This is a genomic window from Klebsiella sp. X13, assembly GCF_003323835.1.
Classification (GTDB): domain Bacteria; phylum Pseudomonadota; class Gammaproteobacteria; order Enterobacterales; family Enterobacteriaceae; genus Klebsiella; species Klebsiella ornithinolytica.
This window is the reverse complement of record NZ_CP030874.1, coordinates 26,109-47,313: the sequence shown is the minus strand read 5'-3', so window position 1 is coordinate 47,313 and position 21,205 is coordinate 26,109. Positions and strand designations below refer to the sequence as shown.

Genomic DNA, 21,205 nt, shown 5'->3' with positions numbered 1-21,205 from the left:
ACGACAAAATTGTGCCTGAGACATTCGCCGGGGAGACATCAGACTCCGCTGCGACTGTTTTTCATCATCCACCTAATGGGGACTGGCATGAGTAAATGCTGCGCGAGAACCAATCAGATGGGCCTGCTTGCCCTGACCGTGATGACAGCATCAAATATGATGGGAAGCGGGGTCTTTATGCTGCCCGCCACACTCGCACGTATCGGTGCGATTTCCGTGTGGGGATGGGGGGTCGCTTTTTTAGCCATTACTGCACTGGCACTCATCTTTTGCAAAATGAGTGAGTTATTTCCACGAAATGGGGGAATTATTGCCAGTATAACGGCGAGTTTTGGCCCTTTCGTTGGCCTGCAAATGACCCTGTTTTACTGGCTTTCAACGTGGATTGGCAATTGCGCCTTGCTACTTGCCGGCGTGGGCTATCTCTCCTATTTCTTCCCCGCACTGCATAACCCCCTCTACGGCACCAGCGCTTGTATTATCTTGTTATGGCTCTCTGTCCTGTGGGGATTAAGAGGTGCAAAGCTGGTGGGATACGCTCAGCTGTTTACCGGTGGGTGCATGGTGGTGGTCATCCTGAGCATCGGTATGCTGGGCTGGTGGCATTTTGATGCCGGGCGTTATCAGATGAGCTGGAATGTCAGTAACCATAGCGACCTGCAGGCCATTATCAACGCCGCCACGATATCGTTATGGGGATTCCTCGGTATTGAATCGGCATCAGTCTCTTTTGGGCAGGTAAAAAATCCCCGTCGCACCGTCCCTCTGGCGACCTTACTGGGCTTAGCCATTGCGGGGTTATGCTATGCCACATCCACCAATGTCATGATGGGCATACTGCCACATGATGTTCTGGTGAATTCATCCTCCCCCTTTGCCGACAGCGCTGCCGCGATGTGGGGGAAAGTCGCCGGCTCTCTGATTTCCGCTATGGTGGTTATCGCCTGTCTTGGCGCAATGCCTGGCTGGCAAATTCTCCAGACAGAAGTCCCCAGAGCCGCCGCAGAGGATGGACTTTTACCGGATTTTTTTGCCCGAATAAACCGTCATGGTGTTCCGTGGGCAGGGCTCGTTTTCACTGCATCTTTGATGACCCTGCTCCTGCTGCTAACGCTGTCACCCGATTTACAAAGCCAGTTCAAAACCATTATTACCCTGGCCATCTCCGCCAGCCTTCTACCCTACGCTTTCGCTGCCATTTCACTCCCGGTAATGATGGTCATCAATCGCCAGAAGAAACATACAAACTTCTATTGCTACTGCTGCCTCAGCTTCGTTGCGCTTTGTTTCATCACATTAGCCCTTATGACAGAAAGTTCGGCAACGGTGGTGTGGGGAATCGTTTTACAGCTGGCCACTCTCCCTCTTTATCTTTTCTACATTGCCAGGCGTCATCGTCAAAAAAATGACGTCTCAGAAACACGCCCAACAAAACCCTCTTTTTCTAATTTAAGTAAGGAGTTGTCATGAACAAGATCCAGGCTATACGAGGTATGAGAGACGTTCTTCCCGATGAAACCCCCATGTGGCAGTGGCTGGAAAGAAAGCTCCACCATATGGCATTTCGTTACGGATATCAGGAGATGCGGTTGCCACTGCTCGAACCCGTGACGCTGTTCGAACGAGCGGTGGGTGAGGCGACTGATATCGTTTCAAAAGAAATGTATGATTTCACAGATAAAAGTGGTGAACATATCACTCTTAGACCTGAAGGAACCAGCGGCTGTATGCGTGCCGTGCTGGAAAACAATATGTGTTACAACAAGTCACAGCGCTTGTGGTATCAAGGACCGATGTTTCGCTATGAGCGCCCGCAAAAAGGCCGCTTGCGCCAGTTTACACAATTTGGCATCGAAGCATTCGGCATGTCCGGCGCCGACGTGGATGCCGAGCTCATTTTTATGGTTCGGGATCTCTTTGAAGATTTAAATATTACTCAGAACGTCCGCCTTGAAATAAACTCCCTCGGCACCTCCGCAGAACGGCAGGCGCACCGCGAAGAGCTGGTCAAATGGTTCACTCAGCATGCCGCTATGCTCGATGAAGATAGCGTGAAACGTCTTGCCATCAACCCCTTACGTATTCTCGACAGTAAAAATCCTGACCTTCAGAACGTTATTGAACATGCTCCACGTCTGCTTGATTTTTTAGGTGAAGAGTCTCGCCAGCATTTTGATACCCTACGGACGATTTTGGATAATGCAGGAATTACCTATCAAATTAACCCCCGCCTGGTACGCGGCTTAGATTATTACTCTCGGACGGTCTTCGAATGGGTTACTGATGATTTAGGGTCTCAGGGTACCGTTTGTGGTGGTGGCCGCTACGATGGCCTCGCAGAACTGTTTAGCGGCAAGAAACTTCCCGCATGTGGTTTTGCCATCGGTATCGAACGCTTACTCTTGCTGCTACAAACCGTTTGTGACGGCCAGAACCCACAATGGCAATCGGCACCTGATATTGCTATTACCAGCGAGCTAAATGATGGTGGTATCCGCGCACAGATGCTGGCTTGTCAGTTACGCAGAGACCTGCCTGGTTTAAACGTATTGACTGATTGCAGCGGCGCGAAATTAAAGCGGCAACATCAAAATGCGCTTAAAAGTGGTTGCCAATACATTCTTACAATTAATTATGACGAGAATCTTCGGCTGTGGAATTTACAAAATAATCAGCAAGAATCCATGAGTATAGAGCAGGTAAAATTACAGATTTCAGAAATTAGTCACAAATAAAAAAGTGAGCTATCAAACTACCCTTGTCGTTTTTTGGTAGCTCCTGTAAGATCTTCAAATATGGGAGTGAGAATGATTAACATTAAGACAATCATAATAAAACAAACATCCTGCCTCCCTCCTTATATTATCAATCACTAAATTAAGTAATTTAACTATGCCGCGAAAAAACAGATTATTCATTGATGGCATCCCTCATCTTGTAAAACTGTCAGGGCATAATGATGAGGTTATATTTAAAGATGACGAAGACATTAGCAATCTTTATCATTGCGTTGATAATGCATTAGCTATTTACAGCATAAAACTACATGCATATTCATTGTCGTTGCAAAAAATAACATTGCTCCTTTCTGCCCCGGACAAAGAAAGCCTGGGACGTTTCATGCAGCACCTTGGGAAAGGTTACGCGCATGATTTCAACCACCGACATCAGCGGCATGGCACGCTGTGGGATAGCCGTTACGATTGCAGCCCGGTCGAACCCAATGCGTATTTTTTACTCGTTAAAAAATATATTGAATGTCACTGCACTGATGAGTTTTCCCATCACAGCTCTGCCGATGCGCCGCAGCAACGAATTACACCTCATGACGAGTATTTACGTCTGGGTGAAAATGCATTACAACGTCGCAATATTTACCAACAGTTTTGCCTCGGCAGCATGAGTCCGGCAATAATAACGCGGATTGAATCTGCATTAACCCAAAATTGCCTGCTGGCTACCACCGCATACTCTAAATCACTTGAGGAAAAACTCCAACGGAATTTACGTCCGCGGAAAATAGGCCGCCCCAGGAAACATGACCACAATCCCGCGGCAACCTGGGAGTGGCTAGAAAAAAAAGCAGAATACCTGTTGCGCCAGTATTGTTATCACGAAATACGAACCCCGTTGCTGGAAAAACTTGAGGAAGATTTAACTCAGTCTTTTTGTTCTGACTCCGGCGAGCTTTTATTAAATCATCAGGCATTACTTCGCGGTGATGGCACCATGGGGTGCTTACGGCTACTGTCACAGCATCGAAATTTGCAAACTGAAACAAGAGTCTGGTATCAGGGGACCATGTTTCGTCGTCAGCATCAGCAAAATATTAGCCAGTTTCACCAGCTGGGTGTTGAGACCTTCGGCTATTCCGATATTGGCATTGAAATCGAACTTATTTCCCTGCAGTACGATTTTTTTAAATCTCTTCAGTTATTACCGTTCATCGACCTCAAAGTTAACACTACCGGAAATCAGGAAGAGTTTGCGCATTTTCGTCATGCCCTACAACAATACTACCGTCCTTTCGCCGCCCTGTTGAACGCCCAACAACTTAACTGGCTCAACACCCGTCCGGAACGTTTATTAACGGATAAAGACAGTTTAATGCAGCGTCTTGCGGAACCGGCTCCTCAATTAGAGTCATGGATATCAGCCCGCTCACGTCAGCGATTCACCCGGCTCTGTGACACCCTGACGGCCTTGCATATCCCGTTTACTCACGACCGCAAACTTTTCCCCGTGAATAACTACAATGATCTTATTTTTGAGTGGCACTCTGACGCCCCGTATCGCCATCAATTGTTATGCCGGGGAGGACGCTATGATCATACTGCCAGCCAGCTGATTGGCCACCCTGTGTCCGCCTGTGGGTTTGCTTTTATGCTGGAACCCATCATGCATCTGCTCAGCAGTACCAAAAAAGTTAACTTACCCGGCAAGCATATTGATCTGGTGATTATTCCATGTCAGGAAAGAGCGCGCAGCGTGGCATTGACCCTGAGCCGGCGCTTACGCCGCAGTTTTCCACATTTAAGCATTCTGAATGATTGTTCTTCTTTACGGCTCGCAACCAGACAAAAAAATGCCCAGCGTCAGGGCGCGCGCTTTATTTTACTTATTGATGGCAATGAGACCGAGGTGACATTTTACGACGAAGAAAATCATGATTGGGTACAAATTTCACTCAACGATGTCGTCGCCCATTTGAGTCATTCACTGATGATGTAATAAAAAAGCCCGGCATAAATGCCGGGCAACGTTACCCATACGTATCACTCAGGCATTCTGCAAAACGGGTTTCTTTTTCTCGCGACGAATTTTACGTTCTTCAAAGACCGCGACGATAGCCATCAGGCAGATACAGCCGATAGCTGCCGCATCCAGCGCCGCAAAGGTACCCGCCCAGCCGGTCAGGCCAAAGACCGGCGTGCCGTCGGCAATCATTCCCAGCCCCAGTTTGGCAAAGCTGTCGCCGATCAGGTAAGCAAAGGTGCCTTTGATACCGTCCGCCGCACCGATAGCTTTTTTCGGGACGAACCCTACCGCCGCCACGCCGATCAGCAGCTGCGGGCCAAAGACCAGGAAGCCTAAGGCAAACAGCGACATCAAATAGACATACTGGTTGCTGGCATGCTGGTAAACGCCAAGGGTTGCGATAATTAACGCCAGCGCGATACAGGCCACCAGCGCACGACGGCCGTTCGCCAGATCCGACAGCCAGCCCCACAGCAGCGTTCCGACCAGCGCGCCCACTTCAAACAGGGTAAAGCCCTGAATCGCCACCTCTTTGGAGAGCTTCAGCTCCTGGAAGGCATAGACCGTCGACCACTGATCGATACCGATGCGCACCACATAGAGGAAGATGTTGGAGAAGCACAGCAGCCAGATGACTTTGTTTTTCAGGACATACTCGACGAAAATCTGCCATTTGGTCATGGCGTTCTCTTCCGTCTCTTTGTCCTCTTCACTGATCTCTTCGCCGAACAGCTCTTCGGCATTGCCGAGGCCGTAGGATTCCGGAGAGTCGCTACCAAAACGCAGACCGATAAAACCGACAATCAGCGCAATAATCGACGGGAAGATGAACATGCCGATAACGTGGCCGTCGAACAAATAGTTCGCGCCGAACAGCGCCACGCCCGCAGCGCCCGCGCCGCCAAGGTTGTGAGAGATATTCCAGAAGCCGAGGAAGGTGCCGCGCTTACGACGTGGCGTCCATTTGGTAATGGTTGAATAGCTACACGAACCGCCGGTGCTCTGGAAGAAACCGCTCAGCGCATAGAAGGCGATCATCAGGAACAGACTGGTTGAACCGGCCCCCATACTGGCGCTAAAGCCGAGCATACAGATGGCGGAGAGGATCAGCATAAACGGCAGGAACTGCTTGGTATTTTTCCCGTCCGCGTAGTAGGACACCAGCGTTTTACCCACGCCGTAGGTGATCGAGAAGCCCAGGCCAATCATCCCCAGCTGGGTCATGCTCAACCCGTAGGTGGAGATCATGTCGTTCTGGGCGATGTTAAAGTTTTTGCGGATCAGATACATCGTCAGGTAGCCGATAAAGACCACCAGATAGGACTGCATGAACGGTTTGAACCACATTTTACGCCGCACATCGAGCGGCAGATCCAGGGTCGGCTTGCGCACCTGGTTTAGAAAGGCCAGCATAGGACACTCCGGGCTAATTTTTATACCTGCGAATGGCAGGCATTGTAAAAAGCCGCGCGGAGACTGGCCTGAGACAGTGTCCCGGCGGAACCGGGAAAATTTCTTAGTTTTGCCCCACTCGGGGTAAAAAGGAGAGGCAGGTCACGCTTCGCTGGCGGTTCTTGGCGCCTGAGCGTTTAAAAACGGCAGCAGCAGCAGCGCAGAAATGCCGGCAGCAATAGCAATCGCCACGAAAAAGCCGCTCCAGTGCCAGATTTCCATTACCTGCGCCAGCGGCCAGCCGGAAAGCGATGCCCCGAGATAGGCAAACAGTCCGACAAACCCGGTTGCCGCGCCCGCCGCTTCTTTGTGGGAACACTCCGCCGCCGCCATGCCAATCAGCATCTGAGGGCCAAACACAAAGAAACCGGTGGTAAAGAAGCAGGCCGCCTGCATCACATAGCTGGCAAAAGGCATCAGCCACAAACCGCCGACCGAGAGCAAAATGCCGGCGGCGAAAATCAGGTTCATCGGTCCACGGTTGCCGTTAAACAGCTTATCCGATCCCCAGCCTGCGACCAGCGCGCCAATAAAACCGCCCAGCTCGAACATCGTCACCGCCGAATTAGCGGTCACCAGGTCGACGCCCAGCGTCTCCGACATATACAGGTTGCCCCAGTCGTTAATCGCCGCCCGCACCACGTATACCAGTACGTAGCACAGCGACAGCAGCCAGATATAGGGATTCAGCAGCACGTATTTGGTGAGGATCTCTTTGCGCGTCAGCCCCGCCCCTTCCTGCTGCTGGGCAATCTCCAGCTCGTCATGCCGCCAGTCCCCCACCGCCGGCAGCCCCACGACCTGCGGCCGGTCGCGCAGTCGCCAGCAGAGGAACAACCCGGCGAGAATCGCCAGCATCCCGGCAATCATCATCCCGGTACGCCAGCCGTAGTGTAGCGCCGCCGCGCCGACCACCATCGGAATCAGCGCCCCGCCGACGTTATGCGCGGTATTCCACAATGCCCACCAGCCGCCGCGCTCGGTTCGCGAATACCAGGCCGTCAGCAGACGGGCGCACACCGGCGACCCCCAGCCCTGGAAAAAGGCGTTCAGCGCCCACAGCAGAGCGAACGCCCATAGCGAGGTGGAGAAACCAAACAGAATATTGACCACGCCGGTGGCGATAAGGCCCAGCCCCATAAAATAACGGGCGTTGGAACGGTCGCTGACGATACCGGAGAAAAACTTCGACAGCCCGTAGGTGATGTAAAACAGCGTCGCCAGCAGGCCAATATCGCTGCGGGTCAGGACGTTGCTGGCGAGAATTTCCGGTACCGCGGCGTTAAAGCTTTTGCGCGTGAAATAAAACAGGGCATAGCCCAGCCAGATGGTCATCAGAATATGACGCCGCCAGTAGCGGTAGCGTTCATCCAGCGCCTGTTTATCGGCAACCGGCGCCGCATCGGGCGGGGATTTCAGAAAGCTCAGCATCATAACTCCTCAGACATAACGGCGCGGCAGGCTGACGCAGACCCGGGTGCCGTGCGTGCAGGAGATAGTGAGCGTGCCGCCCAGCGCCGTTACACGTTCGCGCATGCCGGTCAGGCCAAAGCCCTGCTGCCCGGTACCCGGCGGCAGCCCGCAGCCATCATCTTCAAGTACCAGCATCAACCGCTGACCCTGCTGCCAGCCCTGCAGCGTCACCGCGCTGGCGCTGGCATGCTTAACGATGTTATTCAGCCCTTCCTGGCAGACGCGAAACAGCGTCACGCGCTGGTTTTCGCTTAAGGCGGCCTCATCAATGCGCCAGTCGAGATGGCTGACTATCCCGCGATCTTCCAGCTCCATTTCGCGCATCAGCGAACGTACCGCCTGTTCAAGGGTCAGATCGTCGAGCTGACGCGGGCGCAGACGACCCAGCAGCCGACGAACCGAGTCGTAAACCCCCAGCGAGAGCTGCTCAATAAGCTGGCCGCTCTGTTTCACGCCGCCGTTTTCCGGCGCCAGACGCTGCACAATCCCGGCCTGGGTGCGAATCGCGGTGATCGTCTGGCCGATGTCATCATGCAGTTCGCGCGCGACGTCCCGGCGCACGCTCTCTTCCGTTTCCAGCAGCCGCTCCGCCAACCGCCGGTTGCGCGCCAGTTCGCTTTGCAGCGACTGGTTCAGCTCGCGCAGACGCTGAATACCGGCGCCCAACAGCAGCCCGGTCAGGCTCTGCGCCAGCAGTGAGAGCAGCAAATCCACCGGATGATCGTGCCAGGTCTGGCTGGCGATTAACGCGATAGCGTTCATTAGCGCGGCGATCAGCGCCCCCTGCCAGCCGTAATGCCAGGCTAAAGCGATAATCGGCAGCGCCAGGCAGAAAGGGGTGAAACGCGAGAGTTCGGCGGGCAGTCCCAGCTGTAGCCAGAGGCTGACGGTAAACAGCAGCAGATACCAGATAAGATGCCGCCCTCGCCAGTTGATCGGCTGTGAAACCAGCGATGGCCCCAGCGGTCGCCAGACGGTGCTGGTGAGATAGTGCCAGATAACCAGGCAGGTCGGGGCCAGCGTCAGGCCGCCGGTTAACGTCAGCAGCAGCGCGTTCAGTCCGTCGCTCCCTTCGCTCATCCACGGCAGCGATTGCAGCAGCGCGGCGGCAATCAGCGCCCCGCCCTGACGCAGCAATGTGAGCCAGTCGCGCTGGTGACGATAGCGTGAAATGAGCGCCACCGGCAGCAGCGCCAGCACACTACCGATCATCAATATTATCGGATGCGCCAGCGCCACTTCCTGCGCCAGCCAGAAGATCAGCAGCCATTCAGCGCCCAGTAACACCGGCCAGTAGCCGCGCGGACACTGAAGCATCAAACCCAGCCGCAGGCCAAAAGGGAACAGCAGGACGGCAAGATCCGGTCGTTCGACCAGGTGCAGGCTGATGCTCCACAGGCAGAACCACGCGGCGGAGAAAATACAGAAGCAGCCGGCCACCGAAAGCAGCCGGGAGAGGAACGGTCTCATTGCCAGCTATCGAACATACGCCGCGCCAGCTCAACATCGTTGCTGACGCCCAGCTTTTCCAGCAGATTCGCGCGATGCACATGTACGGTTTTTGGCGATAATGCCAGCTCGGCGGCGATCTCTTTTACCGCCATCCCCTGCGCCAGCTTTTCCGCCACCTGCCGTTCGCGGCGGGTGAGCGGATCCTGGCGGCCTGCCGCCAGCTTCATGGCGATATCCGGCGTCAGGTAACAGCCGCCGGCCGCCACCGTTCTGACCGCGGCGATCAGCTCATCCGGGCTACAGCGTTTGGAGAGAAAACCGCGGGCGCCGGCATTCAACGCCTGTTCCACCAGCGCTGGGCTGTCGTGAACAGAGAGCATGATGGTCGCCATGCCTTTCGGCAGCTGACTGAGCAGCTCAAGTCCTGACATATCCGGCATCGAGATATCACAAATACAGACCTGTACGCCGCGCCCGGGGAGTCCCGTCAAGGCTTCGCGGGCGGAACCGAATTCGGCAACCACCTGGAAATCGGCTTCCAGCCCCAGCAGCTGCGCAAATCCGGAGCGGACGATAAGATGATCGTCGATAAGGGCAATGGTGGTCATGACGTGTCCTGGCGGGTTAAAAAACGCGCTTACCTTAACGATAAGCACGTTGTTGTTCAAGCCTTGCGCAGGATTATCCGCCTCAGGCGATACCGGTGGTCACCGTGAAGCTCCGGGTTTGCTGCGGCGCCAGCGAAATCAGACTGCCATTACGCTGAGCCGCGAGGAATCCCTCGGGCCGACAGGTGGCGGGCAGCGCGAAGGCGGCAACCTGCTGATCGCCGTTATAGAGGATCCAGCGGGTAACATAATTGAACTCAGTGCTGGAGAACCGCGTGACAAACGTGGTGCCATCCGGCGCTATCATGCGAAATTCCGGGCTGTCGGTGTAGCGATCCAGCTTATCGGCAAAAAAGACGATTTCCGGATCGTAATATTGCGGCTCACATAACGTGGTCAGCGAGGCCTCGCCTTGCAGGAGACGCTGATTGAACGCCAGCCACGATTCCGTCGGCTGTACATGGGCCGGTACCGACTCGCGCAGCGAGAGCGCTTCATCCGGGATATTCTGGCTGAAGGTCGCCTGGGCTACGTAGGCATAGTTCATATGGCACATGTACTGCAGCGGCATGGCGACAGAGGCAAGATTGGTCACCGTCATCTGGATATCAAACAGCGCGCTGGCTCGCCGTAAGGCCACCGTCGGCCGCGCCTCATAGTGATGACCAAAGCCCATCACATATTCGTAGCGCCCCGCCACGCGCAGGCAGTCGGCCTCCAGTTCAAGCCAGGCTTCATCCATGGCCGCGCAGGCCATTTCACCATGCAGCGGGTGGGTATCCTGCGGCGACGGACAGCCGTTCGCCAACAGTCCTGAGTGGAAAGCAAAACAGCCATAGGTGGCCACCACCTCCGCTGCCGGCTTCGGTTCGCTGAACATATTACGCATGGTCAGATCGTGGCCGTCAAACTCGGCATCCCAGATCATTTGCCCAAGCCATGGCAAAATCACCAGATAGCCGCGCGCATTTTCCACCCGCAGCCCCTCTACGCCGCTGGCATAGCGAAAAGCCGTTACCGTGAAGTCATCATTCGCCAGCAGCGTGCGCGGTTGCTCGCTAAAGAGCTGGCGCCATAAAGGTAAGCGTGTCGTCATGATCGTTCTCCTCAGGATGCCGTCGCTTCAGTCAGCGCACGGCGGACTTTGCATTCACGCCAGAAATAGACGCCGACGTAGACGAAGCACAGCATCGGTACCAGGAAAGAGACCTGCAGCGAGTGGAACATATCCGCCACGAAGCCCTGAATCGCTGGGACGACGGCGGCACCAATAATCGCCATCACAATCACCGCACCGGCCATTTCAGTATGTTCGTTATCCACCGTATCAAGCGTACCGGCATAGATGGTTGCCCAGCACGGCCCGAACAGCACGCTCACCAGCACCGCCACGTAGACCGCGCTAAAGCTCGGCGCCAGCGCCACGTACGCAAGGAACAGTGCGCCGATAACCGAGTAGAGAATCAGCACTTTTTCCGGCGTGAAGCGGGTCATTAAAATGTTGGCGATAAACTTGCCAATAAAGAAGCAGGCAAAGCTGTAGACCATAAACGTTGAGGCATCGCGCTCGTTGATATCACCCAGTTCCAGCGCAAGGCGAATGGTGAACGACCAGACGGTGACCTGCATACCGACATACAGGAACTGGGCGGCAATCCCGCGACGAAAACGTGCGTTGGTGGCCAGGTAGCGCAGCGTGTCGGCTGCCGACGGGCGTTTATGGTTCGCCGTCTGCGCAACTTTACAGGTCGGGAAGCGCGTCAGCAGGAACAGCACCATAACCACCACCAGTACCATGATCATGTACTTGTAAGGCTCAAGGGTGTTTTCCAGCATCAGAACTTTAAAATTATGAATCTGCTCGGCATTCATCCCGGCCATCTGTTTTTCCAGACTTTCGCCATCGGAAAAGACCAGATATTTACCCAGCAAAATACCGGCTGCCGCGCCAATCGGATAAAAGGTCTGGCTGATGTTCAGGCGCAGCGTGGCATGGCTTTTCGGGCCGATCATCGAACTGTAGGTGTTCGCTGCCGTCTCGAGAAAGCTCAGGCCGATGGCGATCGCGAAAATCGCGGCCAGGAACATGGTGTAGGTTGCCATGTGCGAAGCCGGGAAAAAGAGCGTACAGCCGACGATATAAAGCGTCAGCCCCGTGAGAATAGCGACCTTATAGCTGGTGTTTTTAATCACTAACGACGCCGGAATCGCAATTAAAAAATAACCGCCATAAAATGCGCTCTGGACCAACGCGGAGGCAAAGTTACTTAATGCAAATACGCTTTTAAACTGCGTAATTAAAATATCATTTAAGGCCGCAGCACATCCCCATAACGGGAATAAGCAGGATAACAAAATAAACTGGAACAAAGGCGTTTTGTTCAGATAGCCGTCAGGCATCTGAATGATGTTTTTATCGTTCATAGTGCTACCTTTTACAGTGCAGGGTGATTATTCGTTTAACGACAGATATTCATTAAACTGCTCGATACTGGGATAAGACGATTGCGTGCCTTTGCCGGTGACGCTGAAGGCGGCAAAGAGAGCGGCTTTTTTCATGGCGGATTCAACATCTCCGCTCTGGACGTAATAGTGAGCAAAGCAACCGATAAAGGCATCGCCTGCGCCGCTGGTATCTACCGCGCTGACTTTAAATGCCGGGACATGCACTTCCTGAGTGCGCGTCATCCACAGCGCGCCTTTCTCACCCATGGTCACAATAATATTATTGAGACCTTTTTCAACGAGGCTCCGGGCGGCGGCACGAATATTATCGTAAGTATCAACAGGCAGGCCGGTTAATATTTCCAGCTCGGTCTCATTGGGAACAAAGAAATCACATTTACAGGCATAAGACATATCTAATTCGCGCAGAGCCGGCGCCGGATTTAATAACACTTCAATGCCGTGCTTTTTACCAAATTCGATAGCGTGGTATACCGTTTCCAGCTGAACCTCAAGCTGTAAAACAATCAGCTGGCATTTTTTTAAATCCTCGGCGGCGCGATCGATATCTTCAGGAGAGAGGAACTTGTTGGCGCCTTTAATAATAAGAATGCTGTTGCTGGAGTTGGCATTCACAAAGATCGGCGCCACGCCGCTGCTGGTGCAGGGGACTTTCTCAACATAGGTGGTATTGATGCCCCAGGACTCAAGATTGCGAATCGTGTTATCCGCAAAGATGTCATCCCCTACCTTGGTCAACATCAGCACTTTCGAATTGAGCTTCGCGGCCGCAACGGCCTGGTTGGCCCCTTTTCCGCCGCAGCCAATTTTGAACGCCGGCGCCTCAAGGGTTTCCCCCTCTTTCGGCATCTGGTTGGTGTAGGTGATGAGATCCACCATGTTGGAGCCAATAACCGCGATATCCATTTTACTACCTCTCAGAAACAATCACACAACAATGATATTATCGTAACATTATCATGTTACTTTAGTACCATTTGTGACCATGATCGCGATTGCAGTATCATTCCGTGTTTATTTATCATCCAGAAAAATGTGGGCAATCGAGAGAGGAAGAAAAATAAAAACCAAAAAACACAATATAACAAACTGAAAATAAACAGATTATTTTGACAAAAACGAGATCGAACGGACTTTTAATTCGCAAGGGGCCGCAGTATAGTAATGTGAATGCATAATGTTTCAGCAGGGACAAAAATGTTACCAAAGGAACATTTGCCAAATGAATTGCGGAGAGTGTGAATGGAGACCAAGCAAAAAGAACGTATACGTCGTCTGATGGAACTGCTGAAGAAAACCGACCGAATCCATCTTAAAGACGCCGCGCGTATGCTGGAAGTCTCTGTGATGACGATTCGCCGGGATCTCAGCCAGGAAAACGACGAACCGCTGCCGCTCACGCTGCTAGGCGGCTACGTGGTGATGGTCAACAAACCCTCATCGCCTTCCGTTACGCCAGCGCTGGCGACAAAACCGGCCCATCATCGCGACGATCTGCCCATTGCCATCCTCGCCGCCGGCCTGGTCAGCGAAAACGACCTGGTCTTTTTTGATAACGGCAGCGAAATGCCGCTGGTCATCAATATGATCCCCGATGACATTACCTTTACCGGCATTTGCTATTCACATCGGGTGTTTATGGCCTTAAATGAAAAGCCCAACGCCACCGCCATCTTATGCGGCGGCACCTATCGGGCGAAGAGCGATGCCTTCTACGATACCGGCAACCCCTCGGCGCTGGATTCACTCAATCCGCGGAAAGTGTTTATCTCCGCCAGCGGCGTTCACGAACATTTTGGCGTCAGCTGGTTTAACCCCGACGACCTCGCCACGAAACGTAAAGCGATGGATCGCGGCCTGCGAAAAATCCTGCTCGCGCGCTACGCGCTGTTCGACGATGTTGCGCCTGCCAGTATTGCGCCGCTGCCGGCATTTGATGTGCTGATCAGCGATCGTCCGTTACCGGCAGACTATGCCACGCACTGCCGGAACGGGTCGGTAAAAGTCATCACGCCGGACTCCGAAAGCGAATAACTTAGCGCCATCCCACCAGACGTAGATTGTTGCAGCCAGTCTGGACACGGACAGCGCGGAAAAACCAGAGCGTACACGCAGTACGTGATGATTTGGCGCACTGCCCAGGGCCAGAGTGGCACATAAAATAGCCTGCCGGGCCAGGCTCTTACTCAAAGAAGACGGCAATTTTATTAAACATGGAAGGATCGGACTGGTTACGCGCCACCTTCTCTACGTCCTCCAGTTTTTCAATCTGACTGATCATCTGCCCCAGCCGCTGGTCATCATTCACCAGGAGCCAGATGCGGCTGTGGTTGCTGTTCTGAATCGGTAAACAGAGAATACCTTCCACGTTGAACGCGCGGCGGGCAAACAGGCCACAGACGTGGGTCATCACTCCCGGATGGTTGCGGACGGTGAGTTCCAGAATAACGTTGTCATGAGTCTGCTGTTGCATGGTTTATTCCCCCACCATTTCTGTATTTGCCGCTCCCGGCGGAACCATCGGATACACTTTTTCTTCCGCATCAATACGCACATGAATCAGCGCCGGACCGGGACGATCGATGATCGCCTGCAGCGCTGCCTGCGGGTCGGCTTCGTGATTTAAATCGCAGGTTTGCAGACCAAAGCCGGCGGCAATTTGCATAAAATTAATCATTCCGGGATAGGTCGCAGCAAATACCCCCTGCTGATAGAACAGGCTCTGTTGCTGATAGACCAGCCCCAGCGCTTCGTTATTCATCAGGATGATTTTCACATCCAGCTGGTTTTCAGCCGCGGTGGCCATCTCCTGAATGTTCATCATCAGGCTGCCGTCGCCGGAGAAGCAGATGACTTTGCGCTGTGGATTCGCCAGCGCCGCACCGACCGCTGCCGGCAGACCGAATCCCATGGTTCCCAGCCCACCGGAAGTCAGCCATTGGCGCGGGCGATTCAGCGGATAAGCCTGCGCAACCCACATCTGATGTTGACCGACGTCAGTGGTGACGATCGCTTCATCGTTAACGCAGGCGGCAACGGCGTTGATCAGGCCATAATGCGTGAGCGGGTCGCTCTCCTGCGGAATCGGGGAAGGAAACTCACGCTGCAGGTCCGCCACCAGCTGGCGCCACTCGTCGCGCGGCTGGGCGGCGACCTGCGGCGTCAGCTGCGCCAGAACGTCAGCCACATCCCCTTGAATCGCCACGTGCGGCTGCTTGATTTTACCCAGTTCGGAACGGTCGATATCGACGTGAATAATTTTCGCGTTCGGGCAGAACTGCTCGGTTTTACCAATCGCCCGGTCATCAAAACGCGCACCTAAAACAATCAGTAAATCCGCTTCTTGCAGAATAAAGTTAGTGCTACGCGCGCCGTGCATGCCCAGCATGCCCAGCGACAGCGGATGCGCCTTCGGCAGCATCCCCAGCGCCATCAGGGTCATCGTGGTAGGCAGGTTCGCTTTTTCCGCCAGCGCACGCACCTGCTCAGGCGCGTTAATCACGCCGCCGCCCAGATAAAGTACCGGGCGCTTAGCCGCATTGATCATGGCTGCCGCGTCGTGGACGCTGGCGCTGTCAAATGTCGGCGGTGCGGTGCGCGCCCCCGGCTCCGGTAACACCTCCAGCTCGATGGTCGCCGTCTGCACATCCTTAGGAATATCTATCCACACCGGACCCGGGCGGCCGGACTGGGCGATGCGAAAGGCGTCGCTCATCACCTGCGGCAGTTCAGCAATATCGCGGACCAGGTAGTTATGTTTGGTGATGGGGATAGAGATACCGTAGGTGTCGACTTCCTGGAACGCATCGGTCCCAATCATCGATGCTGGAACCTGGCCGGTAATGCACACCAACGGAATCGAGTCCAGACGCGCATCGGCGATGGCGGTGATCAGGTTGGTGGCGCCCGGGCCGCTACAGGCCATACAGACCGCCGGTTTGCCCTCAGTACGCGCCATCCCCTGAGCGATAAAGCCCGCACCCTGTTCGTGACGCGCCAGAACGTGGCGAATCTGCGTGCTTTGGCTTAATGCGTCATAGATGGGAAGGATAGAGCCGCCCGGGATGCCTGCAACGGTCGTAATCCCCTGGCGTTCCAGTAAATGAATAACTAACTGTGCGCCGGTAAAGCGCATTTTTTCTGATGTTGTGCCCGAACTTGCCATGCTCCAGTCCTTTTATTTTGAGCCGACTTACCGGGCGAGTGTCGAAAAAAAACCCCGCTCGGTTTGCGCCGGCGGGGTTTGGAATCGTGTTGTTCCGGACCCTACGGCGCATTGCCGACGACGACCACCACACGCACGACGACCACCGCGGCAGGCGCGGTTTTTAGTAGAGTCGAAGTCAGAATGGAAGCGTTCATTAGGGACCTGTTGTGTCGAAAATTTAACTGAATTTATACAAACACAGCCGCCGCCATTAAACAACGGATTTATTTTCATCCACGAGGATTTGTGTGAAGGATCACAATTTCTAACCGGTCGAAAAAAACAAAAAACCCCGCCGGAGCGAGGTTTTTCTCAGTATGTTTACGGCTGGTAACCGCAAGTACACTGTATTACGTCAACGCTGAAAGTATACGCGCGCGCAGACGTTCACGCAATTTTCACCCCGGTTTTTGCCAAAGTAGAGTATGGATGGCGAGCGCAATTTTGTCGAGAAAATACTGTTTATATATACAGTATTTGTTTATACTGAAAACGTTCACGTTGTGTCATTCGGGGCCGCATGTATCACCGGCGCAATAAAGTCCTGGCTGAAACGGGTGGTGCCGTCAGCGCCTTAACCCCGAGAGAGCACACTGTGTTACGTCAACAAATACGCTAATGTCTTCTGGTCACGGTAACGTGTCCCGGCAGACGGCGTATACCCTGGCTGGCAACAGGCGGCGGAAAGGTACGCCAGCCGGTCGTGCTCCTGTACCAGAGGAGACGCGTATGGGTGCCGTGGATATTGTTGTTCTTATCCTGAAACTCATGGTTGCCGTGTTGCAACTGCTTGATGCTGTCCTGAAACAGCTGCGCTGATTCAGGTTCAAGTCGCACCTGAGAGGGGCGGGAAACCGCCCCTCTACAGGCGGTTCCCATTAACCTTATGCTGACTTGCTGGAGAAAATCATGCCACCGCTGTTGATTGCCGCCACCACGCCCGACGACCCCGGGTTTCTTGCTTTGCGCAGTGAAAGCCTCGCCCAACATTTCAATATGCTGCGCCGCCTGGCGGAGAACTGGCAAAGCGGGAAAAACCGCTTCAGTGCGCCAGGTGAAAAACTGCTGGGCGCCTTTGTCGGCGGTCAGCTGGTGGGAGTTTGCGGGCTGAATGTTGACCCCTTCAGCCCGCAGCTGCGAACCGGACGCATCCGCCATTTATACATCAGCAACGCCTTTCGTCGGCGGAAAATTGGCCAGCAGCTGCTGGTGGCCGTCATCACCCACTCCGGCACCTGGTTTGATTTTCTCAACACTCATGCGCCGCCGTCGGCGTGGCCGTTTTATGAATCGCTTGGATTTCGCCCGGTTTATGATGAGCCGCGGGTCACTCATCGCCTGTTCTGTTCGCTTTAAGCGCGGCTGGCCGGGTGAAAACGCCCGTGTTACAGTTCCAGGACCCGGCCACTCACCCGCACCCCTGTCATGACGATAACCGTTTTCTGCGTTCTGCTGTTCGCCGCTCTGCTGCATGCCAGCTGGAATGCTATCGTCAAAGCAAGTGGAGATAAGCTGTACGCGGCAATTGGCGTGAGCGGCTCTGCCGCGCTTATCGCCCTCGCGGCCTTGCCTTTCGCGCCGCAGCCCTCCCTGGCCAGCGTGCCGTATCTGGTACTTTCCAGCGCATTGCAGGTGGTCTACACCGTTCTGGTCGCCAAAACCTACCAGGTCTCCGACATGAGCCAGACCTATCCACTGATGCGCGGCACCGCGCCGCTGCTGGTGGCGGTGATTAGCGTCGCGTTCCTCGGCGACGCGCTGTCGCCGCTGGCATGGACGGGAATTGGCGTAATCTGTCTGGCGATCCTCGCCATGGCCTGCAACGGCCGGGCCAGCTCCGGCTACGGCATCACCCTCGCACTGATCAACGCCTGTTTTATCGCCGGCTATACGTTGCTTGATGGTACCGGCGTGCGGTTATCGGATACGGCGCTGGGCTACACGCTATGGTCCTTTTTTATGAACGGCTGCTGCCTGCTGAGCTGGTCTATGGTCTATCGACGCCAGGAAGCCAGCCGCTATCTACGTCAGCACTGGAAAAAAGGCGCCATCGGCGGCCTGAGTACCATGGGATCGTACGGCCTGGCGCTGTGGGCGATGACCCAGGCACCGCTGGCCGTGGTGGCCGCGCTGCGAGAAACCTCGATTTTATTCGGCGCCGTCATCGCGTTTGCGCTGCTCAAAGAGAAGCTTATCGCCCTGCGAATCGTCGCCGCCTGCGGCATTGCGGCGGGCGCTATTCTGCTGCGCCTCTCCTAGTGCAGAATGGCAACATTTGTTGCCGATTATTGTTTACAAAACCTGCCTGAAATCCCTCCTCAATCATCGTCATATAGTTGTACTGTCATTTTTATGTGGTAGATTCCTCCAGAATTTAAGGGATGTGCCAGTCACATATTCTTCATTTACCTATACTCACGAAGTATTCATCGACATGAAACGGCATAAGAACTTCACTTTGTTGTTGATGCTGGTACTGCTGGTGGCCGTTGGCCAGATGGCGCAGACCATTTATATCCCGGCGATCGCCGACATGGCTATCTCGCTGAACGCCCGCGAAGGGGCCGTGCAGAGCGTAATGGCGGCCTATTTGCTGACCTATGGCGTCTCTCAGCTCTTTTATGGCCCGCTGTCTGACCGCGTAGGAAGACGTCCGGTGATCCTCATCGGGATGTCTATCTTTATGCTGGCGACGCTGGTTGCTATCACCACTCACAGCCTGACGGTGCTGATTATCGCCAGCGCCATCCAGGGTATGGGAACCGGCGTCGGCGGTGTAATGGCGCGCACGCTGCCGCGCGATCTGTATGAAGGTGCCCAGCTCAGACATGCCAACAGCCTGTTAAATATGGGTATTTTGGTCAGCCCGCTGCTGGCACCGCTGATTGGCGGTATCCTCAATACGCTGTGGAGCTGGCGTGCCTGCTACGCTTTCCTGTTGATTTTGTGCGCGGGCGTGACCTTTAGCATGGCGCGCTGGATGCCTGAAACCCGTCCTGCTGGCGCACCGCGCTCCCGACTGGCGACCAGTTACAAAACGCTTTTCGGCAATACCGCGTTCAACTGCTATCTGCTGATGCTGATTGGCGGTCTCGCCGGAATCGCCGTGTTCGAAGCCTGTTCCGGCGTGCTGATGGGCGCCGTGCTGGGCTTAAGCAGCATGGCGGTGAGTATTCTGTTTATTCTGCCCATCCCGGCGGCTTTTTTCGGTGCCTGGTTTGCCGGACGCCCGCATAAACGTTTCCCGACCCTGATGTGGCAATCGGTGATTTGTTGTCTGCTGGCGGGCATTATGATGTGGATCCCTGGCCTGATGGGCATCATGACCGTCTGGACGCTGCTGGTGCCTGCAGCGCTGTTTTTCTTCGGCGCCGGCATGCTATTCCCGCTGGCGACCAGCGGCGCGATGGAACCCTTCCCGTTCCTCGCCGGGACGGCAGGCGCGCTGGTGGGCGGCCTGCAAAATATCGGCTCCGGCGTCCTGGCCTGGCTCTCGGCGATGATGCCGCAGACCGGTCAAAGCAGCCTGGGGCTATTGATGATGCTAATGGGACTGCTGATTCTACTGTGCTGGCTACCGCTGGCTTCACGCTTCAGCCGCCACCAGCAGCCGGTTTAAGCGCCGCAATTTCCCCGGATAGCGGCCTGCGCCTGATTCAGGCGTCCGCTTCGCGTCCGGGGAAAATCATTGCGCCAGGCTTTGTAGCCAGTGAATAAACGCGTCTATTTTCGGCCACTGCCGCCCCGCTAACGTGGTCACATAATAGTGCTGGTGGCATTTCAGCGTCATCTCGCCAAAGGGCGCAATCAGCTCTCCGCTCGCCAGACGCTTTTGAACCAGCCGCTTACGCCCCATCGCCACGCCAACATGGTTCATGGCAGCAATCACCGCCAAATCTGAACGATCGAAGCCAATACCCGACGATTGCGGCAAGTTAACCCCAAAGTGCTGCGCCCAGCTAAACCATTCGTCGGTGCCAGAATCATTGCTCCAGGCCTGACGATCGTGCAGCAGGGTGCAATGTTGCAGATTGTCGGGATGTTGCTGGAGCTGATGCTGCCGGGCATAGTCCGCCGTGCAAACCGGTACGATTGCTTCATCCATCAGATAATGGTGGGTTAATTGCGATGAAGGCAGATCGTCGAAATAGAGCGCCAGATCGATACCCGCTCGCTGCATATTCACGTTATCGTTGCCGGTGAGGACAGTAAGCGATATCGACGGATAGCGGCGAGTAAAGTCCCCGAGCGCCGGTACCAGCCAGCACTGGGCGATCGACGGGCGTGAGTAGACGGTCAGCGTACCTGACAGCTCCTGGTTTTTGATATCCAGAATCTCCTGGTTCAGGCTGTCCAGCGAGGATTTCAGCGCCCAGAACACCCGCCGCCCCTCATGGGTTAACTCCACTTTCCGATGAGAGCGCACAAAAAGCTGAATACCCAGCTCTTCCTCCAGCTGATTCATCCGGTGGCTCACGGCGCTGGGGGTCAGCGACAGCTCTTCCGCCGCCAATGCGAAAGATTCATGCCGTGCGGCGACCTCAAAGGTATACAGCTTTGACAGCTGCCAGCCGTTGAGCAGCCGGTTACCTATCTCTTTAGCGACATCCATCGTTCGGTTCCCCTGATTTTTTACCGCTGATTGTAAGAAAAATGGTCGCTGTGTATGGGTTTAAAGATGAAAAAAAGTGACTCATAACGCAAATAAAAGCCATTTTTAGACTTTAATCACCATTTTGATTCAATCTAATTCACCTTAAGCGCCATTTATATCGTTTGTCAGCCGGTG

The 21,205-nt window shown here is 54.5% G+C and carries 18 protein-coding genes and 1 pseudogene; 8 read left to right on the top strand and 11 right to left on the bottom strand.

Annotated features, from left to right (window positions below):
* Nucleotides 1–117 precede the first annotated feature (117 nt).
* The 3 genes from DSD31_RS00215 to DSD31_RS00205 all read left to right on the top strand — a co-directional run bounded on the left by DSD31_RS00215 (nucleotide 118) and on the right by DSD31_RS00205 (nucleotide 4,731).
* Nucleotides 118–1,470: an amino acid permease gene (locus DSD31_RS00215; RefSeq protein ID WP_015585474.1), complete on the top strand. Its 1,353-nt coding sequence runs from the start codon at nucleotides 118–120 to the stop codon at nucleotides 1,468–1,470.
* Nucleotides 1,467–2,735 (top strand): histidine--tRNA ligase, encoded by a 1,269-nt coding sequence (gene hisS, locus DSD31_RS00210; RefSeq protein WP_004869089.1) that lies wholly within the window; start codon nucleotides 1,467–1,469, stop codon nucleotides 2,733–2,735. Before DSD31_RS00215 ends, hisS begins: the two co-directional genes overlap by 4 nt.
* A gap of 157 nt (nucleotides 2,736–2,892) precedes the next feature.
* A complete protein-coding gene (locus DSD31_RS00205) occupies nucleotides 2,893–4,731 on the top strand; it encodes an ATP phosphoribosyltransferase regulatory subunit (RefSeq protein ID WP_004869092.1) in 1,839 nt (612 codons plus the stop codon).
* 48 nt (nucleotides 4,732–4,779) lie between these two features.
* Here the strand turns inward: DSD31_RS00205 and uhpT are convergent, their stop codons facing one another.
* The 7 genes from uhpT to rbsK form a co-directional block, all read right to left on the bottom strand.
* Entirely contained in the window at nucleotides 4,780–6,171 is a 1,392-nt protein-coding gene (uhpT, locus tag DSD31_RS00200) for a hexose-6-phosphate:phosphate antiporter (RefSeq protein ID WP_004869094.1), read from the bottom strand.
* 141 nt (nucleotides 6,172–6,312) lie between these two features.
* On the bottom strand, nucleotides 6,313–7,641 hold the full coding sequence (gene uhpC / locus DSD31_RS00195; protein WP_004869097.1) for an MFS transporter: 1,329 nt from the start codon (nucleotides 7,639–7,641) through the stop codon (nucleotides 6,313–6,315).
* A 9-nt stretch (nucleotides 7,642–7,650) separates the two neighbouring features.
* Complete coding sequence (gene uhpB, locus DSD31_RS00190; RefSeq protein WP_162098188.1) at nucleotides 7,651–9,132, bottom strand: signal transduction histidine-protein kinase/phosphatase UhpB; 1,482 nt, start codon at nucleotides 9,130–9,132, stop codon at nucleotides 7,651–7,653.
* A 17-nt stretch (nucleotides 9,133–9,149) separates the two neighbouring features.
* The gene (gene uhpA, locus DSD31_RS00185) at nucleotides 9,150–9,743 is read right to left on the bottom strand and encodes a transcriptional regulator UhpA (RefSeq protein WP_004869100.1); all 594 of its coding nucleotides are present in this window, start codon (nucleotides 9,741–9,743) and stop codon (nucleotides 9,150–9,152) included.
* Nucleotides 9,744–9,825: 82 nt separating this feature from the next.
* Nucleotides 9,826–10,839 carry an aldose 1-epimerase family protein gene (locus DSD31_RS00180; protein ID WP_004869102.1) on the bottom strand — a complete coding sequence of 338 codons (1,014 nt, stop codon included), beginning with the start codon at nucleotides 10,837–10,839 and terminating at the stop codon, nucleotides 9,826–9,828.
* Between the two features lie 11 nt (nucleotides 10,840–10,850).
* Nucleotides 10,851–12,167 (bottom strand): L-fucose:H+ symporter permease, encoded by a 1,317-nt coding sequence (fucP, locus tag DSD31_RS00175; RefSeq protein ID WP_113990773.1) that lies wholly within the window; start codon nucleotides 12,165–12,167, stop codon nucleotides 10,851–10,853.
* Nucleotides 12,168–12,194: 27 nt separating this feature from the next.
* Entirely contained in the window at nucleotides 12,195–13,115 is a 921-nt protein-coding gene (gene rbsK, locus DSD31_RS00170; protein WP_004869105.1) for a ribokinase, read from the bottom strand.
* Between the two features lie 336 nt (nucleotides 13,116–13,451).
* On the opposite strand from rbsK, the gene DSD31_RS00165 reads away from it, so the two are divergent.
* Nucleotides 13,452–14,243: a DeoR family transcriptional regulator gene (locus DSD31_RS00165; RefSeq protein WP_004869108.1), complete on the top strand. Its 792-nt coding sequence runs from the start codon at nucleotides 13,452–13,454 to the stop codon at nucleotides 14,241–14,243.
* Nucleotides 14,244–14,391: 148 nt separating this feature from the next.
* On the opposite strand, the gene ilvN is transcribed toward DSD31_RS00165, so the two are convergent.
* The 3 genes from ilvN to ivbL form a co-directional block, all read right to left on the bottom strand.
* Complete coding sequence (ilvN, locus tag DSD31_RS00155; RefSeq protein WP_004869110.1) at nucleotides 14,392–14,682, bottom strand: acetolactate synthase small subunit; 291 nt, start codon at nucleotides 14,680–14,682, stop codon at nucleotides 14,392–14,394.
* A 3-nt stretch (nucleotides 14,683–14,685) separates the two neighbouring features.
* Nucleotides 14,686–16,374 (bottom strand): acetolactate synthase large subunit, encoded by a 1,689-nt coding sequence (ilvB, locus tag DSD31_RS00150; RefSeq protein ID WP_004869111.1) that lies wholly within the window; start codon nucleotides 16,372–16,374, stop codon nucleotides 14,686–14,688.
* 101 nt (nucleotides 16,375–16,475) lie between these two features.
* Complete coding sequence (gene ivbL, locus DSD31_RS00145) at nucleotides 16,476–16,571, bottom strand: ilvB operon leader peptide IvbL (protein ID WP_004869113.1); 96 nt, start codon at nucleotides 16,569–16,571, stop codon at nucleotides 16,476–16,478.
* A gap of 549 nt (nucleotides 16,572–17,120) precedes the next feature.
* Between ivbL and tisB the strand changes: the two are divergent.
* The 4 genes and pseudogenes from tisB to emrD form a co-directional block, all read left to right on the top strand.
* Nucleotides 17,121–17,235, top strand: a pseudogene (gene tisB, locus DSD31_RS00140) (type I toxin-antitoxin system toxin TisB); the annotation flags it as partial.
* A gap of 90 nt (nucleotides 17,236–17,325) precedes the next feature.
* Nucleotides 17,326–17,772, top strand: a complete 447-nt coding sequence (locus tag DSD31_RS00135) for a GNAT family N-acetyltransferase (protein ID WP_113990772.1) — start codon at nucleotides 17,326–17,328, stop codon at nucleotides 17,770–17,772.
* 69 nt (nucleotides 17,773–17,841) lie between these two features.
* Nucleotides 17,842–18,675: a DMT family transporter gene (locus DSD31_RS00130; RefSeq protein ID WP_004869121.1), complete on the top strand. Its 834-nt coding sequence runs from the start codon at nucleotides 17,842–17,844 to the stop codon at nucleotides 18,673–18,675.
* Nucleotides 18,676–18,850: 175 nt separating this feature from the next.
* Entirely contained in the window at nucleotides 18,851–20,035 is a 1,185-nt protein-coding gene (gene emrD, locus DSD31_RS00125; RefSeq protein ID WP_004869124.1) for a multidrug efflux MFS transporter EmrD, read from the top strand.
* Between the two features lie 66 nt (nucleotides 20,036–20,101).
* On the opposite strand, the gene dsdC is transcribed toward emrD, so the two are convergent.
* Nucleotides 20,102–21,028 (bottom strand): DNA-binding transcriptional regulator DsdC, encoded by a 927-nt coding sequence (gene dsdC / locus DSD31_RS00120; protein ID WP_015585471.1) that lies wholly within the window; start codon nucleotides 21,026–21,028, stop codon nucleotides 20,102–20,104.
* Between the last annotated feature and the right edge of the window lie 177 nt (nucleotides 21,029–21,205).

Bases quoted from the DNA above. Each gene is read 5' to 3' on its own strand.
- DSD31_RS00205 (WP_004869092.1), top strand. From the start codon at position 2,893: ATGCCGCGAAAAAACAGATTATTCATTGATGGCATCCCTCATCTTGTA.
- uhpA (WP_004869100.1), bottom strand. From the start codon at position 9,743: ATGACCACCATTGCCCTTATCGACGATCATCTTATCGTCCGCTCCGGA.
- dsdC (WP_015585471.1), bottom strand. From the start codon at position 21,028: ATGGATGTCGCTAAAGAGATAGGTAACCGGCTGCTCAACGGCTGGCAG.
- hisS (WP_004869089.1), top strand. From the start codon at position 1,467: ATGAACAAGATCCAGGCTATACGAGGTATGAGAGACGTTCTTCCCGAT.
- ivbL (WP_004869113.1), bottom strand. From the start codon at position 16,571: ATGAACGCTTCCATTCTGACTTCGACTCTACTAAAAACCGCGCCTGCC.
- emrD (WP_004869124.1), top strand. From the start codon at position 18,851: ATGAAACGGCATAAGAACTTCACTTTGTTGTTGATGCTGGTACTGCTG.
- DSD31_RS00135 (WP_113990772.1), top strand. From the start codon at position 17,326: ATGCCACCGCTGTTGATTGCCGCCACCACGCCCGACGACCCCGGGTTT.
- DSD31_RS00165 (WP_004869108.1), top strand. From the start codon at position 13,452: ATGGAGACCAAGCAAAAAGAACGTATACGTCGTCTGATGGAACTGCTG.
- uhpT (WP_004869094.1), bottom strand. From the start codon at position 6,171: ATGCTGGCCTTTCTAAACCAGGTGCGCAAGCCGACCCTGGATCTGCCG.
- DSD31_RS00215 (WP_015585474.1), top strand. From the start codon at position 118: ATGGGCCTGCTTGCCCTGACCGTGATGACAGCATCAAATATGATGGGA.
- uhpC (WP_004869097.1), bottom strand. From the start codon at position 7,641: ATGCTGAGCTTTCTGAAATCCCCGCCCGATGCGGCGCCGGTTGCCGAT.
- DSD31_RS00180 (WP_004869102.1), bottom strand. From the start codon at position 10,839: ATGACGACACGCTTACCTTTATGGCGCCAGCTCTTTAGCGAGCAACCG.
- rbsK (WP_004869105.1), bottom strand. From the start codon at position 13,115: ATGGATATCGCGGTTATTGGCTCCAACATGGTGGATCTCATCACCTAC.
- ilvN (WP_004869110.1), bottom strand. From the start codon at position 14,682: ATGCAACAGCAGACTCATGACAACGTTATTCTGGAACTCACCGTCCGC.
- ilvB (WP_004869111.1), bottom strand. From the start codon at position 16,374: ATGGCAAGTTCGGGCACAACATCAGAAAAAATGCGCTTTACCGGCGCA.
- fucP (WP_113990773.1), bottom strand. From the start codon at position 12,167: ATGAACGATAAAAACATCATTCAGATGCCTGACGGCTATCTGAACAAA.
- DSD31_RS00130 (WP_004869121.1), top strand. From the start codon at position 17,842: ATGACGATAACCGTTTTCTGCGTTCTGCTGTTCGCCGCTCTGCTGCAT.